11 protein-coding genes are annotated in these 15,155 nt (G+C 59.3%); 4 read left to right on the top strand and 7 right to left on the bottom strand.

What is annotated here, in order from left to right; genetic code table 11:
- Nucleotides 1-315: 315 nt before the first annotated feature.
- A complete protein-coding gene (locus AC3CCE_RS05395; protein WP_352624237.1) occupies nt 316-645 on the top strand; it encodes a hypothetical protein in 330 nt (109 codons plus the stop codon).
- Between the two features lie 469 nt (nt 646-1,114).
- On the opposite strand, the gene AC3CCE_RS05400 is transcribed toward AC3CCE_RS05395, so the two are convergent.
- The 3 genes from AC3CCE_RS05400 to AC3CCE_RS05410 form a co-directional block, all read right to left on the bottom strand.
- Nucleotides 1,115-2,269 (bottom strand): GNAT family N-acetyltransferase, encoded by a 1,155-nt coding sequence (locus tag AC3CCE_RS05400; RefSeq protein ID WP_023747195.1) that lies wholly within the window; start codon nt 2,267-2,269, stop codon nt 1,115-1,117.
- Entirely contained in the window at nt 2,266-3,258 is a 993-nt protein-coding gene (locus AC3CCE_RS05405; protein ID WP_023747194.1) for a sterol desaturase family protein, read from the bottom strand. Before AC3CCE_RS05405 ends, AC3CCE_RS05400 begins: the two co-directional genes overlap by 4 nt.
- A 203-nt stretch (nt 3,259-3,461) precedes the next feature.
- On the bottom strand, nt 3,462-5,468 hold the full coding sequence (locus AC3CCE_RS05410; RefSeq protein ID WP_023671805.1) for a heparinase II/III family protein: 2,007 nt from the start codon (nt 5,466-5,468) through the stop codon (nt 3,462-3,464).
- Between the two features lie 16 nt (nt 5,469-5,484).
- Here AC3CCE_RS05410 and AC3CCE_RS05415 point away from each other — a divergent pair, with 16 nt between their 5' ends.
- Together AC3CCE_RS05415 and asnB are read left to right on the top strand one after the other, a co-directional pair.
- Nucleotides 5,485-6,726, top strand: coding sequence for a glycoside hydrolase family 5 protein (locus tag AC3CCE_RS05415; RefSeq protein WP_031192949.1), 1,242 nt, complete (start codon nt 5,485-5,487; stop codon nt 6,724-6,726).
- 222 nt (nt 6,727-6,948) lie between these two features.
- Entirely contained in the window at nt 6,949-8,838 is a 1,890-nt protein-coding gene (gene asnB, locus AC3CCE_RS05420; protein WP_352624240.1) for an asparagine synthase (glutamine-hydrolyzing), read from the top strand.
- An 18-nt stretch (nt 8,839-8,856) separates the two neighbouring features.
- On the opposite strand, the gene AC3CCE_RS05425 is transcribed toward asnB, so the two are convergent.
- Complete coding sequence (locus tag AC3CCE_RS05425) at nt 8,857-9,975, bottom strand: glycosyltransferase family 4 protein (RefSeq protein WP_023671802.1); 1,119 nt, start codon at nt 9,973-9,975, stop codon at nt 8,857-8,859.
- A gap of 168 nt (nt 9,976-10,143) precedes the next feature.
- Here AC3CCE_RS05425 and AC3CCE_RS05430 point away from each other — a divergent pair, with 168 nt between their 5' ends.
- Nucleotides 10,144-11,583 carry a lipopolysaccharide biosynthesis protein gene (locus AC3CCE_RS05430; RefSeq protein ID WP_352624242.1) on the top strand — a complete coding sequence of 480 codons (1,440 nt, stop codon included), beginning with the start codon at nt 10,144-10,146 and terminating at the stop codon, nt 11,581-11,583.
- Between the two features lie 40 nt (nt 11,584-11,623).
- On the opposite strand, the gene AC3CCE_RS05435 is transcribed toward AC3CCE_RS05430, so the two are convergent.
- Genes AC3CCE_RS05435 through wecB form a run of 3 tightly spaced genes read right to left on the bottom strand, consistent with a single transcriptional unit; the run spans nt 11,624 to nt 14,908 of the window.
- Entirely contained in the window at nt 11,624-12,427 is an 804-nt protein-coding gene (locus tag AC3CCE_RS05435) for a WecB/TagA/CpsF family glycosyltransferase (protein WP_023725122.1), read from the bottom strand.
- On the bottom strand, nt 12,424-13,761 hold the full coding sequence (gene wecC / locus AC3CCE_RS05440) for a UDP-N-acetyl-D-mannosamine dehydrogenase (RefSeq protein WP_023686301.1): 1,338 nt from the start codon (nt 13,759-13,761) through the stop codon (nt 12,424-12,426). The genes AC3CCE_RS05435 and wecC overlap by 4 nt, the downstream gene beginning before the upstream one ends.
- Complete coding sequence (gene wecB, locus AC3CCE_RS05445; protein ID WP_023804769.1) at nt 13,754-14,908, bottom strand: non-hydrolyzing UDP-N-acetylglucosamine 2-epimerase; 1,155 nt, start codon at nt 14,906-14,908, stop codon at nt 13,754-13,756. The genes wecC and wecB overlap by 8 nt, the downstream gene beginning before the upstream one ends.
- Between the last annotated feature and the right edge of the window lie 247 nt (nt 14,909-15,155).

Consider the following 15,155-nt stretch of genomic DNA (forward strand, 5'->3'; position numbering starts at 1 on the left):
AATACGACGGCTGCGAAACCGGCTGCTTCCCCAAAAATCAGAAGCTCCTGTTAGGCAATTTTTGCGTGGCCTAAAAAGCGGCAACTCGATCGGAGACAATTGTCTCTTTACGACTTGACCACCCTGCCTATCGGGGCGAGAATTAATCATCGGGGTCGAGGCTGAAATGCTTCACGAACCGCGTCGCTAAGGCGATAGCTGATACCGCCGGCACACGGCGGACCGCCGACCACACCTGTCTGACCAGGTGAGGTTGTCGGTTGGCTCGCGACACCTCTTTTCCCAAGACCTCCTAGAGCCGAAGGAGAAGTTGGTATGTCGAAAATCATCCAATTGCGCCGCCACCAGGCAATAAGTGTCAAGGCCAAGGCGAAGCACGTTGTGAGACTTCGGGTCGCAGACCGAACATATCCCGAGGAAACACGTTGGGATGTTCAGCGACCCATCCAAAACGCCGGAAGCTTTCGCGCACTAGATGGCTTTGACGATCGCTGCGCTCGATCCGGTAAGTGGCATGTGTTCGAAGTGTCTCACCGGCTCATCTCGAGTTTTGCCCGGCAAATCGAACCCTACGCGGCGCGGAACCAGGTGGAGGTTCGGATCGACGGTCAGGCGGTCCGTATGGTGAAGAAGGTGCGTGCCTGATGACAACGCCCGGCTCCTAGAAAGACTAGGAGCCAGGCAGTGTCAAAGGCCTTCAGGCAATAACGTGTTTCTTTCAGGTATTGAGTTTTGGTACCTTTTCGGTACCATGGCTCTAAAGAAAATCGTTCAAAATCAATGTCGAAGGTAGCGGGATATCGTTTCCCTCTCCCGCTACCAGCCTACCTTAAGCTATTGAAATCATAGCAAAGACGCGGACCTATGGTAGGCGCCCTGTCCGAAAAAATCTTCAATGATTTTAGGACCTAGCCTGCTGCCATTGTGACGCCAACGAACGTGTTGCGACGCTTCGCAGACAACAAACTGCGCCTCGAGAGACTTGATTGCGAGAATTGGCTGAAATCTCGACCTGCGGACCCATTCGGTCTCGATTCCGAGGCGCAATCGACGCGGATTTTCGAATGGCGCGCCCGTGTCGCTCGGCGGCTTCTGCCCGAGTTATCCAGCTAAATTAAGCAGTCTCATCGGGCGGGCGCTCTGGATTCGCCGACGCCAATCCGCGTGAGCGTACGCGGATCGTCTGACAGATACGATCAGCGAGAGAAGCGAGCGCGCCCTGCACAGTGCGTGCCCCAAGAACGGATTGGAGGGTAACGGCCTGTGTTGCAAACCTATGTTTGAAGGCCTCTCCGCCACAGAGGAAATCGACCAATCCCAAGCCGTGATCAAACGACCACTGTATATACTCCGTAATCAGGACCGCACCCGGCGACGCTCGGCTAAAATCAGGGTCGTAGGTGGTAACGAATGCCATCATGACGTTGTGCTGGACGATGTTGATGGAAACCGCGACCATCGCACCATTGCATTCAAGTACGAAAATGCGCAGCACACCGGCGCGTGACAGCGCGTCGACCAGAGCGGCAAGAACCGGCTCGCCCTCTTCGAAAAGGTCGGATTCACGCGTGTGCTTTTCCAGCCATCTGCGCTTCAGCGCCGATAGTCGCTCCAGCAATGGCTGCAGCGGCTCGTCGGCCGACAGGAGGCGGAATTTCACTTCGCCTGTTTCTTCCAGTATCTTGATGCCGCGCCGATAGTTCTGGCGCATCTTTTTCGGCTGGTCCGCCAGCCACGCTGCTCCGCTGGCCCACTGTCCAGCGACGCGATAACTGACTTCCTCCCGGTGATTGGCGCGAAGCTTGACGCCGCTGGAAGAGGCCGGTGTAAAAATCCTGCGGGCTGCCGCATCCGGAGACAGACGATTGATAAAAGCAAGATCGAAGCCACCTGCCGAACAGATCCGGTTCCAGAGGTTCTGGAGGGCCGATAGGGAGCATTCCGGCGCGACAAGAATATCACCATAGTCCGTATAGCTATTGGCGGCCCATTCGAGGAGCCGAAGTCCTTTTCGTCTGCCGATCGCCAGGGGAATGACAGCGACCAGCCTGTCATCGCTCCATACCAGGCCGATCCGCAGCGAGCGCCGGTCGCGGTCACGCACGGTGCTCCACCATGCCGAAACCCAGGCATGGCTCTGAAAGATCAGTGCATGGGTACGATGCCATAGGTCTACCCATTCGGCTTCGATGGCGGCCAGGCGATCCGTCGAACTGACGATTTCCAGTCGCTCCGCACCAACAGCGTCAATCGAAGCCATTTTGTTCATGGTTGGAGACGGTCCTGCGGCCGCGCGACATCGATGCGCTTTTGAAAAAGTCGCATGATATGGTTTGCCATTTTCTTGAGCGGCAGCACGTAAAGTCCGAAAAGCGACTGATAGTCGCGTACGTCGCGATCTATCAGTCCAAACTTGAGGTCTTCGTCCGGATCCGGGATGAACTGCGTTCCGAATATGCGATCCCAGAATGAAAAAAGTAGCCCGAAATTCTTGTCGTAGTGGCGAGGGTCGACACTGTGATGCACCTGGTGCCAATGCGGACACAAGATGACGCCGTTCAACCGGCCGAAGGAAATCTTCAGATGCGTGTGGCGAACGAAGTCCATCATGAGAATGTTGCGAATGACATAGACGTTGATGCCAAATATGGCGATCTCGACCGGATCAAGCGCAATCAGGCTCCACAAGCCGAAACTGATCCCCGGTATGACGCCGTCCCAGATCCGGTTCATCAGATCGTCCAGGGGGTGAACCCGGTCCTTGGTGATCCCAACCATCACTTCGGCCGAATGATGCACCTTGTGCAATTCCCACAGGAACGGGAAACGGTGCTGGGCAACGTGATATAGGTAGTAGGAGATATCGTAAGCAACGAGCATGGTTGCGGTGAAGAGGATGATCGTCACTGGGCCGGCGGGGCCGGGTATCAGCGGTTGCGAGATGCTGAAGAGCCAGCCGACTGCCTGGTTTGTTGCATATCCCGTGGCGGCAACGAAGGTGACACCGGCGGGAATGAGCAGGAAGGGCATCACCAGCCTTTTCGTGATCCAGAACAATGCGTCCGCTCGCGCCGATGGGTGCATGATGACTTCCGCGGGAAAGGCGAAGTCGAAAAAGTCCCGGAAGGATTTCTGTTCGACCGTTCGCCAGTAGGCGACCACCGCGCTCCCCAGCGCCGTGAGCAACAGGAGACCGAGTGTCAGCAGATCGATGTGTGAGAGTTTTTCCACGATCACTCTGGCGAATTCCGAAAACATCGATGCAGTGGCTCCTAGGTGGTGAAATGGCGATCCGGCTCGTCGCGAAGCACATATTGCCAGGCCTATCATATGCTGCCCGCAACTGTGTATCGGGATGCGACTGGCAGAACAATCATGGCCAAATTAGCAGATCAACGGTGTCAAAACCGCTAAATATCTGAACGTAATTAATGTCGAACGCTGCGCCTGCAACCTGCCCGTTATCGGGTCTGCGGCGGACTTGGCGCGAGCCGGATGACTACTCCCTTTTCGCCTACTTGGCCACGCCATGCGAGGCGTTCGGCTGGCTGCCTTGCACCAAAACGCGGCGAAACCCAGCCGCCCTGGCCCGGTGTGTCGCCGCCGGAACGGATGTGGATCGCTGCGTCTGGAAAGTGGATAGTCATCAAAGGTTCAGCGCCGCGCAATATCGTGACAATGTTTCCATCCCTGTTGGCGTGGAGGTCGGCGGCGAGTTGGAAGACGATCTCAGCGACGCGGCTGCCGCCGAGCAGTTGGTCGGTCACGAGGATGCCGTCGCCATCGCGTGTCACGGCGCGTTGATGCACAACGCCGAAGCGGCCTTTGTACCCGTCATGTCGGGCACACAGCCTCCAGTGCGGCCCCGGCTCGCTCTCCACCAATGTCGCAACCGCCTTGTGCGACCAGTTGAACGCCCCGGAGATGATGCTTTGGCTTTTACCCTCTAGGTTCAGCGTGTTGTGCGCCGGCGTCGAGCGGAACCAGTCGCGCCAGCCTCCCCCCGAACCATAGAGCCATGTGCCGGGGTCGACCAGCACCGGATCGCCGTCAATGCACAGGGTGAGCGACAGCGCGTCGGCATGACCGTGCGCCGCTATCGAAAGGTAGCCCAGCGGGCCGTGGTCGTATGTCAGATGGACGTTGCGACCATTCATCTCGCCGCGCCAGACGGAGAGCCCGCCTTGCGTGAATGTATGCAATCCATTCGGCACCGGCGCCGGCCGCGGTGGCGCGCCGAAGAAAAGCGCACGAAAATCGCCAGGCTCCGGTGCGCTGCCCGGCATCCGTAGAAAACCACGGATGGCGGCCGCGACCGATCCGACATAATCGGTTTCGCCCCCCAGCGTGATCACGCGGCCTTCATCATTGTCGCCGAAGCCGCTGGTTTTCGGCGGGAGCCAGCCTGCGAAATTGGCGAAAGCGGCCAAACGCGCTTCGACGGGCTGGGGAAAAGGCAGTCCGGCCTGGCGCGCCGCCGCAGCGCACAGCAGGAAAAGTTCGGCACTGAAGGCGGCGTAGGTCGGGGTCTGCTCGGCCCCGGCGCCATCGGCCAGGATCTGTTTGAGCACCTCAGCCAGGAGCGACTCGCGAGCCACCTCGGCCCCGAAAGCCAGACCGATCAAATATTCGCCAGCCAATTCCGCGACGAGATGGTTGTTGGCGGACGAAAAACGGGAGGGAAACCGCGGCAGCCAATAGGCGCTTGCCGCCAGTATTTCACCGACTTTTTCTCGCGTCGCCGCGCCAAGCCGGTCGCCGACGAGGTCGAGCGTGACAATCAGGCTGATGGCTCGTAGCGCGACCTCGATGCCCGAGGCCCAGCCAACGCCCCGAAATGGTGGGTTGGCGAAATGCCAGCTCTCGATCGCCGCCTCGATGGCCGCACGGGATTGATCATCGCCGGTGAGAAGCAGATGGGCAGCCAGTGGCGGCAGTTGCTGCAGCCGGTTGATTTCCCAGACATATTTTACATCGCCACGGCCGGTGGCATGGCGAAAATCGATATCGAAAGTATGGGTCTTGGGGCCTGGCCAAAGCCGGCCGGTCACCGGATCAAGGCGCCAGAGCTCGGGTGGAAAGAGAGTATAGGGGTCTCGCTGTGGCCAGGTCTGCCCAAGTGCTGAAAACTGGCCCCGAAGAGTGTTTTGCGCAGCCGCCTCGATAGCTTGCCGCTGGGCTGGTGTCGCAGCGGCCGGCACAGCATTCCGCAATCCGTGCAGCACCGGGTGCAACTGCGGCGACGCATAGCGCTGCCAGCCGTTGTCGCGGCGGCGCGAAACGGTCCTCCGGCGCTGCTCGTCCAACCGATGCAATATCTCGGCCAACTCCATGCTGCGCAATCGGTTGAAATACCACCCGACCCTCATCCGCGCTCCGCCAAGATTTTGATCCTCATACACCATCCCGTCGAAAAAGCGTGTGGCGGCATCCTCTTTTCCGTTCCCGCGGTTAATATCTTCGGCCATGACGCGGAGTTTTGCGATGAGAAAAGTTGTCTACGTCATAGCGTGCGCGCTTGGCATGGCTTTGTCAGCCGAGGCGGCGCCGATCCCGCTTGAGCGCGGCGTTGGCGTCCATGAATGGCTCAACTGGTCGCCGGTGGAGAAAGATGGTTCCTACAAATGGCCGCCCTATCGCAGCGAGAAGGAATGGCTTGCGGGCGGCAGGCCGCTCACCGATTGGCCGGACGGCGACCAGTTTGGTCGCATTCGATCCATGGGCTTCGACTTTGTCCGGCTGAGTGTCGACCCTGGCCCTCTGCTTGCCAGCGAGGGCGCCAAACGACAACAGGCGCTGGACATGCTTGCCGCTGCGGTGCAGCGGGTGGTTTCAAGCGGGCTCAAGGTGGTTTTCGATCTGCATGGCGTCAGCCAGGTTCCGGCCTACAGCATGGAAATGATCCATGGCGGGGCCGACAGCGAGGGTGTTGCCCGCTATCGCAAAATGGTAGTGGCGGTGGCTGCCATGCTGATCAAAATTGGCGCCGACAAGGTCGCCCTCGAGCCCTATAACGAGCCCGCCTACTACCCTTGCGATTCAAGCGGCAGCGATGACTGGCAGCGGATCATGGCAGGCACGGTTCGCGATATTCGCGCCGTCAGCAGCGAACTCACCATCGTCGCGACCGGCGCCTGCGGCGGGAGCATCGCGGGACTGGTCAACCTGGACCCCAACTTCGACGACCCCAACGTCTATTACAGCTTCCACATGTATGATCCGCACAGCTTCACGCACCAGCGGGCCGATGACAAGAACGCTTTCTCCTCCGGCCTTCCCTGGCCTGCCGACGCCAGCACGCCCGAAGTGGTCGCCGAAACCCTCAAGGCGCAGATGGACGCCGCCGGCTTGAGCCAGATCGAAGAGGTGATGAACATGGCCTCGGCGCGTGAAACGATCGCCCGATACTTTGAGCAGAATTGGGGGCAGAGCCAGCTCGAAGCGGGTTTCCGTCAGGCGGTCGACTGGGCTGAAGCCCATGGCATAGCGAGCAGACGCCTGTTCGTGGGCGAATTCGGCGTTATCCTGATGTCTGCGGATGGCCGCATGGGAGCTTTCGATGCTGATCGCCTGCGCTATCTCATGGCAGTGCGCAGAGAGGCGGAACGCTTCGCGATGCCGTGGTCGGCCTGGGAATTCTCCAATCCTTACGGAATGAGTGTTATCCAACCCAAGGGGCCTGCGATCCCGGACCGGGAGATGTTGCGGGCACTGGGCCTGCCATAACTCGTCATCGGGTCAGGATCGGTTCGAGCGGTCTGCCTGGTTGCTGGCGATCAATCGCGTGAAACCCAAGGACTGTCGTCTCCAGTTGCAGCCGAGAGGGCCTGATCGAACCAAATCAGGCTCAGTTTTAAAATCACTCCACCGAGCAGCTATTTAATATATTCGCTGTAGATTGGTGTCCTCGATCATACGCAAACAAGGGAAAGAGGGCCAAGGGAAAGAATGTGCGGAATTGCCGGCTGGATTGGGCGCAGGGTCGAGAAGCCACAAGATCGGGCCGCCGGGATGTCGAATGCCTTGCAGCATCGTGGTCCGGATGCCGAAGGCATCGAACTCCTGGACCTGAACACAGGCGAGGACCAGTTGGCATTGGTGCATCGCCGCCTGGCGATTATTGACTTAAACGCCGATTCAAATCAGCCGATGCAGACCGAGGACGGACGGCTCCGGATTATTTTCAACGGCGAAATATACAACTACATCGAGTTGCGTGAGGAGTTGATCGGTCTCGGCCACCGTTTTCGCACACGCTCCGACACGGAAGTGCTGCTCAGGGCTTATGACCAGTGGCGCCTGGCCATGTTCGACCGATTGAGCGGGATGTTCGCTTTTGCGCTGTGGGACGCTCAACGGCGCGAATTGATCCTCGCTCGCGACCCCTTTGGAAAAAAACCCCTTTACCTCATGCAAGGCAGAAATTTGCTGTCGTTTGCCTCGGAGATCAGCGCGTTGTTGTCTGCGCAGCCAGATGGCCAGCAGCTCGATCTGGATGGAGTGCGCGAGTATCTGACCTGGCGTTACGTGCCTGGACCGCGGACGCTTTTCAAACAGATCCGCAAGCTCAACCCGGGAAGCTACGCTGTGTGGTCGCAAGGGGAAGTAACGGAAACGCGCTACTATGCGCCCCCGGATCAGACCGATCTGACAGCGGATATCGATCCAGGAACCGCCAAGCGGCGATTTCTGGAATTGCTCGACCGTTCTGTCGAGATCAGGATGCGCAGTGATGCGCCGTTTGGCGCCTTTCTGTCCGGGGGCCTCGACTCGTCGGCAATCGTTGCCCTGATGACCAGGCACAGCGACAACCCCATTCGTACGTTTTCGGTCGGTTTCAGCGAACAGGCTTACAGCGAGCTTCCATTCGCCCGGCGCGTCGCCGATCATTTCAAGACCGATCATTGCGAAATCGTCATCCAGGCGGATGACCTGATGAATCATCTGCCCAAGATGGTCCGCCATCGGGGGGCACCTGTTTCACAAAGTACGGACATTCCAATTTACCTGATGTCGGTTCGAGCCTCGCAGGACGTCAAGATGGTGCTTACGGGCGAAGGTGCGGACGAGATACTCGGCGGCTACCCCAAACATCGCGCAGAGTCTCTGGCGGGTGTCTACCGGTCACTTGTTCCAGCGTCGCTTCACAACAATCTCCTCGCCCCTTTGATGCGCGCATTGCCCGGCGCATCGGCCAAGTTCGATACATTTGCCCGAAGCGCGGGTGAACGGGACTTTGCCACCCGGATGATCTCCTGGTTTGGAGCCATAACGGCGCGGGAACGCGATTCGCTCCTCGGTGGGTTGGCCACTTGCGGCCATGACTGCAACGATTTCCCGTTCTCTTCGAGTGTGACGGAATCTCATCTGCGCCGTGTGTTGTTTTTTGATCAGACATCGTGGTTGCCCGACAACCTCTTGGAACGGGGCGACCGAGTGATGATGGCCGGTTCAATCGAGGGGCGAATGCCATTCCTTGATCGCGATCTGGTTTCCTTCGTCAGCCAACTGCCCGATCGTTACAGGCTGGGCTTCCTGCACAGCAAACAGATCCTGCGCGACTGCATGGCCGGCATGGTTCCCGACGAGGTCCTCAACCGCCCAAAGATCGGCTTCAAGGTGCCCGTCGCCGAATGGTTCCGCGGGCCGATGAGCGATTATGTACGGGACCATCTGTGTTCGTCCCATTCGGTCATCCGTAGCTATTTGAGCGCCAAGAAGCTGGACCAGATTGTCAGGGAGCACGCCGAGCGCGCCGCGGACCACGAAAAACTGATATGGGCGCTTTTGAACCTGGAGATATTCCACCGCGAATTCGCGCTTGGCCCGCCGCAGTGACGACAATGAAGGACAGCGTCAGCGCTTGACCGATCGCGCCTCGGACGCGACCGATCTCCAGACATCGCAGATCGCGTCGACAAACGGTGCAAGCTCAAGCCTTTCCCGGTGCACCGCCATGGCGGCGGCGCCAAGCCGCGCGCGCAGCGCCGTATCCTCGACCAGCCGAGTTAACGCCTCGGTCAACGCCGCCACATCGCCGGGCGGCACCAACAGACCGGATTGTTCGTGGGTGATGATGTCCTCGACCGCGCCAACCGGGGTGGCCACGACAGCCAGGCCGGCCGCCATGCCTTCGATCACCGACATTGGCAGATTTTCGGCGAACGAGGGGAGCACCAGAATATCGGCCGAAGCGATCAGTGATGCGACCTCGTCAGGTCCCACCCAGCCCGGAAAAGCAATACGGTCGGCAATCCCTAGAGCGACCGACCTCGCTCGTGCCGGCTCGACCTCACCATCGCCGGCGATCGTGGCACGCCAACCCCTGAGATGTTTCATCCGCTCCAGCGCCTCGCCCAACTGCGGCACGCCCTTTCGCTCGCCGATGCGGCCGAGGAACAGGATGTGCACGTGATCGCCTCCGCCGACATGCGCCAGGGAAGGAACTGCCGTGGCGTTGGGAACGATGACAATATTGCCGCCGTTCGCCGGTGCCCGGCTGGCGACGAAATCGCGCCAAAGCCCCCCCAGGACAATCACCCGGCCGGCATGCTCGAACAGAGCCCTGATACGGCGGCTCATGAAACTATGATCATCTTTCCAGAATGTCTGATACTGCGCCCCATGCAGATGAAGGACATATGGTATCGACAACAGCCTGGCGCAGGCGGCGATCATCATCTTGCGATAGGTGCTGCCGGAGACCGATATATTGATGTGAATGACGTCGGCGCGTCTGTCGAGGCGGGCCGCAAGCATCCGCGCGCAAAAACCAAGCATGTAGAAGATCGAAAGCCCGACATGTCCCGGGCCACGGCTGGAAAGAAAGCGCAGATCGATGTCGGCGATCTCTTGCCGTTCGAACTCCTGCTTCAGCGCCCCCATGATCCGGTCGATGCCGCCTTGTCCCGAAACGCCCGAGGGCGTTGCGACCAGGACATGTATTTTTCTATTGTGGGCGAGACGCTGCAACATGACACCATTTGGATTGCGGATGCCGGGTGACCGTAAAGCAAAGGTTCCAAAAAAGATTTACGACAAATCTTTTGGTTCAAACTGTATCCGTTCACCCTTTGCCGTCATCGTGCTGGAATTCCCGTCGGTCAACGATTAATCGACGGCAAATTTTCCGGGAACAACCCTTTGCTGCTCCGTTCCACACTCATCTATGGCCCAGCTATTATGCTGACGCGGGTTTCCGCTCTGCTCCTGCTGGTCGTCATGACGCGGCTGATCGACCAGACGGAGTATGGCCTGCTGACCCTGGTGGTCACCGTGGGCGAAATGACGGATGTTGCCGTTACCAACTGGCTGCGCATTGCCTTGTTGCGGCTTGGCGGAAAAGGCGACGTCAGCCGTGGCAGCCTGATGCTTGCCGGACAGGTATTGCTTGTCACCACGGTGCTGGCCCTGATCATATCCGTGATCGCCTCGGCGGTGATCGTGCCGGAGCGCTGGATCGAATTTGCAATCGCCGTCTGCAGCTATCTGATTGCCGGCTCCATCAGCCGGTTCGCGTTGACGGTGCTGCAAATGCAGCAGCGTCATTCCCTCTATTCGATGCTTGAATATCTGCGCGGCCTGCTGCAACTCGCCTTGCCGATCGCCGCCATCCTTATCTTCCAACGCTCGTTTCTGACGGTATCGCTCGGCTCGAGCCTCGCCGTGCTGATTGCCGGCATCGTGGCGTGCGTGGTGGCATCCGGGCGCGTTATTGGCGGCCCGCCGCGCTTCACCCACAAGGAGTTTTTTGCCCTCGGCGTGCCCCTGGTCATCATGGCGCTGGTCGGTTTCGGTCTCAACAGCGCTGAACGCGTCTTCCTCAAGCTCTACTACGATGCCGGCGCGGTGGCCGTCTTCGCAGCCGCCTACGCATTGGCTCGGCAGCCGATCGATATGGTCGCCAACGCAATCAACATGGGCGCATTTCCAGAAGTGGTCAGCCGCTTCGACGAAGAGGGATCCGAGGCGTCCGGGCGGTTGTTGTCGCAACTCATGGCCTTGATGATACGCCTTTGCCTGCCGGTCGCAGCAATGCTTATCGCGCTCAGCGGCGACATCACGCGACTCCTGCTGCCCGCGGAATATCATGGTCGCTTCGGCCTGCTGTTCCCGATCATCGCCTTCAGCGTTCTTTGTGCCAATCTCACAAGCTTCGTTTATGGCGTCGTGGTGCACGCACATAAGCGGCCGTGGTTGCTGATCATCGCCAATTCCTTCGGCTCGGTGGCAACGATTTCACTGTCTTTTCTGTTGATTCCCACCATGGCGGAGGTTGGCGCGGCGTTGGCGTTGGCGGGCGGATCGCTGGCAGGTCTTGCAGCCTGCATCGTCATCGCCGAGAGGCTCACGCCGGTGCCGGTGCCCTGGCGCGACATCGCTGTCTCAATCATAATTTCTATCTGCACCGGATTGGCCGCCAGCCTCGCCAGCACTGCGCTGGGCTATATGCCGGCGATCTTTCCGCTCGCGGCGGGCGGCGTCGCCGGCGCTGCGGCTTTCCTGGGACTGACCTGGTTGTTTCACCCCGCGGCCGTGACGCATTTCATCGGCAAGCTAAGGGCACGGCTCCGGATCGCATAAATCCCGCGCTATGAGGCATGCTTGTCTGAAAGTCGCGAGCTTACGGATTGACGTTTCGGCGTCCCCGGCGAGACCAGAACTCACGCCACAGCAGCAGTGCATAGGCGGTGTTGGTATCGTAATAGCGGCGCCACAAGCGTCGCGGCTCCTGCGCCACGCGGAACAGCCACTCCAGGCCGGCCGCCTGAACCAGTTTCGGTGCCCGGGCGACCTTTCCACCATAGACGTCGAAGCTGCCGCCCACGCCCATGACGAAACTCGGAGCGAGTACGTCGCGATAGCGCTTGAGAAAGCGCTCCTTGCTCGGCGTCGGCATCGCCACAAACAGGCAGTCGGCACCTGAAGCGTTGATGGCCTCGACGATCGCGGCCTCTTCCTCCGCCTTGAAATACCCATTGCGCCGGCCGGCAATGGCCAGGCTCGGATGATCTCTGGCAAGTCGGCTTTCAACTGCGTCGAGAATGTGCTGTTCAGCGCCCAAAAGGTAGGGGCGATAGCCACGCTTGGCGCACAGCGCAAGCAGGTTGATCATGACGTCGACGCCGGTCACACGCTCCGGCAACTCGACGCCGCAGAGCCGCGCGCCCCAAAGCACGCCTTTGCCGTCGACATTGACCATATCCGCCCCGACGACATCCTCGCGCAGTTCGGCATTCTTGCGCATGTTCACAAGCTTGGCGACGTTCACGACAACATGATGAAGCGGTCGCCGCGTCGCCATCGCCTCGTCTGCGATGGCCAGCGTCTCGGCCATGGTCAGCGCATGGATGGTCGCACCGAGAAACTCGCGGCGGCGTGATGCCAATAGAGAGTGTTGCGCCCATGCCGGGTCATGCGAGTTCATGCCGCTTCTCCGGTGCGAGCGAGAGACTGCGAGCGTTCCATTTCGGATTTCTTGCCTTCGATGCGGGCGTCGGGCTTGCGCGCCTTGCGCCAGGTCCACAGGCCCCGTGTGTCGACGAGCTTCTTGTCCTTGAGCGCTTCGGGATCGATCAGATTGAATTGTCGATGGTCGACCAGCAGGACGACGATATCGGATTGGTCAATAGCGGAAAGTGCATCGGTGAACATGACGCCGCTGCCCTCGAGCTCGTGTGGCAACTGACGCGCATTGGGCTCGGCAGCGACGATCTTGATATTGGGAATCTTGGACAGAAGCTTAACAACCTCGACAGCCGGGCTCTCGCGCATATCGTCGATATTGGGTTTGAAGCTGAGGCCAAGACAGGCGATCGTCTGCTTGCGGGTCGGGTCGAGCAATGCCTCGATGTCCCTGACCACCGACAAGGGTCGCTCGGAATTGATGCGCCGTGCCGAACTGATCAGCCGCGTATTGTTCGGTGCGGCGTCGATGATAAAATACGGATCGATCGCAATGCAGTGGCCGCCCACGCCCGGGCTCGGCTGCAGGATGTTCACGCGAGGATGCCGGTTGGCGAGATCGATTACCTCCCAGACGTTGAGCGACAGATCCTGGCACACCGCCGCAAGCTCATTGGCGAAGGCGATATTGACATCGCGGAACGCATTTTCAGTCAGCTTAACCAGTTCCGCGCTTTCGGCCTGGGTTATGAACAGGTCGCCGGCGACGAAGCTTGAATAGAGTGCCGCTGTCCGCTCCGAAGACTTTCGGGACAGTCCGCCGATCGAGCGATCATTGTTGATCAGCTCGGTCAGCACCTTTCCCGGCAGCACGCGCTCGGGAGAGTAGGCGACCAGGACGTCAGCTTCCTCGCCATGCGCAACGGGAAATTTGAGATCGGGTCGCAGTTCCGCGAGCAGCGCTGTCATGACACGCGTCGTACCGACCGGCGATGTTGATTCCAGCACCACCAGGTCGTCCCGTTTTAGCACCGGAGCGATGCTTCGCGCTGCCGCAAGCACGTAGCTGACATCCGGCTTGCGGTCCGGGGTGATCGGAGTTGGAACGGCGATAATATAGGCATCGGCCGGCTGAGGCGTGCTGAATGCCTTGAGCTTGCCATTGGCGACAACTTTCTGGATCAAACCATCCAGGTCCGGTTCGATGATGTGGATTTCGCCGCGGTTGACCTTCGCGACCACCGCCTCGTTGATATCGACACCGATGACATCGAGTCCGCGGCTGGCAAAAATGGCACAGGTCGGCAGGCCGATATAGCCCATGCCGATAACGGAAACGGTTTTGATTTCAGCCATGATTCAGCAATTCCTCAACGATCCGGCTCGCGGCTTGGCCATTGCCGTATGGATTGTGCCTCTCCGCCATGCCGCGATAGACGCTCTCATCATCGAGCAGGCTATTGGCATTGGCCAGAATTTTTTCGATATCGGTGCCGACCAGCCGGGCAGTACCAGCGGCGATCCCTTCGGGTCGCTCCGTGTTTTCCCGCATTACCAGCACCGGCTTGCCGAGTGAAGGCGCCTCTTCCTGCACGCCGCCGCTGTCGGTCAACACCAGGTAGCTCTGTTTCTGCAGGTACAGGAACGGCAAATAGTCCTGCGGGTCGATCAGGTGGATGTTCGGCACCGTCCCGATTTCGGCCTCGACCACGGAGCGCACATTCGGGTTGGGATGGACCGGGTAGATGATCTGCACATCCCTGCGCGCCGACAATGCCTTCAGCGCGGTGCAGATTCTCTGGATGCCGCCATCGAAATTCTCACGGCGATGACCGGTGACGAGTATCATTTTCTTGGTCGGATCGATGAAGGGGAAACGAGCGGCGAGCTTGGCGTTCATCAACTTGTCGGCATCGATCTCGCTGGAGAAATGCAGCAGCGTGTCGATCACGGTATTGCCGGTTACGAAGATGGTGTTCGCAGCCTTTCCTTCGGCGATGAGATTGTCGCGCGCCTCGGTGGTCGGCGCAAAATGCCAGGTGGCGATGTTGCCGGCAATCTTGCGGTTCAGTTCCTCCGGAAAGGGAGAGTTGATGTTGTGGCTGCGCAATCCCGCCTCGATATGGGCAACCGGAATGTGCTTGTAGAAGGCAGCTAGAGCCGCGGTCATCGCGGTGGTTGTGTCGCCCTGGACGACGACGATGTCCGGCTTCGCCTTCTCCAGCACCCCCGCCATTCCGAGGAGCACGCGCGAGGTCACGTCGAACAACGTCTGACCTGGCTGCATGATGTTGAGATCGTAGTGCACCGGCAGGCCCGTCAGTTCAATGACCTGATCGACCATCTCGCGATGCTGGCCCGTCACACATATTTCCGTGGTAAAGCCCGGATGGGCAAGCGCGGCGCGCGCCACCGGAAAACATTTGAGCGCCTCCGGCCTCGTGCCGAACACGATCAGCAGTTTTCGCCTTGAGGGCAATTTCGGATGTGAAACGGCGTTCATGGTTGACCCTGGTCACCGAAAGCGTGGGCGCCCGGCTGATATGTGCTTACAGCCTAACAATAGCGCCCTGAACCGCCTTCGTATTCAAAAAAATTAACGTATGATTAACGCTAGAGTCCGCAGCCCCCCTTGGGCAACCCTTGCCAGGAACAGTGGGGAAAGATACCAGAGCAAAGCCATTTTTTGCTTTAACGAGAATAACTTGGGTTGACTAATATTTTAATCATCGGCCACGCCGTCGCATCCC

The organism is Mesorhizobium sp. P160187 (genome assembly GCF_057766425.1).

Coding starts and splice junctions, on each gene's coding strand:
- AC3CCE_RS05395 (WP_352624237.1), top strand. CDS start 316: ATGTCGAAAATCATCCAATTGCGCCGCCACCAGGCAATAAGTGTCAAG.
- AC3CCE_RS05400 (WP_023747195.1), bottom strand. CDS start 2,269: ATGAACAAAATGGCTTCGATTGACGCTGTTGGTGCGGAGCGACTGGAA.
- AC3CCE_RS05405 (WP_023747194.1), bottom strand. CDS start 3,258: ATGTTTTCGGAATTCGCCAGAGTGATCGTGGAAAAACTCTCACACATC.
- AC3CCE_RS05410 (WP_023671805.1), bottom strand. CDS start 5,468: ATGGCCGAAGATATTAACCGCGGGAACGGAAAAGAGGATGCCGCCACA.
- AC3CCE_RS05415 (WP_031192949.1), top strand. CDS start 5,485: ATGAGAAAAGTTGTCTACGTCATAGCGTGCGCGCTTGGCATGGCTTTG.
- asnB (WP_352624240.1), top strand. CDS start 6,949: ATGTGCGGAATTGCCGGCTGGATTGGGCGCAGGGTCGAGAAGCCACAA.
- AC3CCE_RS05425 (WP_023671802.1), bottom strand. CDS start 9,975: ATGTTGCAGCGTCTCGCCCACAATAGAAAAATACATGTCCTGGTCGCA.
- AC3CCE_RS05435 (WP_023725122.1), bottom strand. CDS start 12,427: ATGAACTCGCATGACCCGGCATGGGCGCAACACTCTCTATTGGCATCA.
- wecC (WP_023686301.1), bottom strand. CDS start 13,761: ATGGCTGAAATCAAAACCGTTTCCGTTATCGGCATGGGCTATATCGGC.
- wecB (WP_023804769.1), bottom strand. CDS start 14,908: ATGAACGCCGTTTCACATCCGAAATTGCCCTCAAGGCGAAAACTGCTG.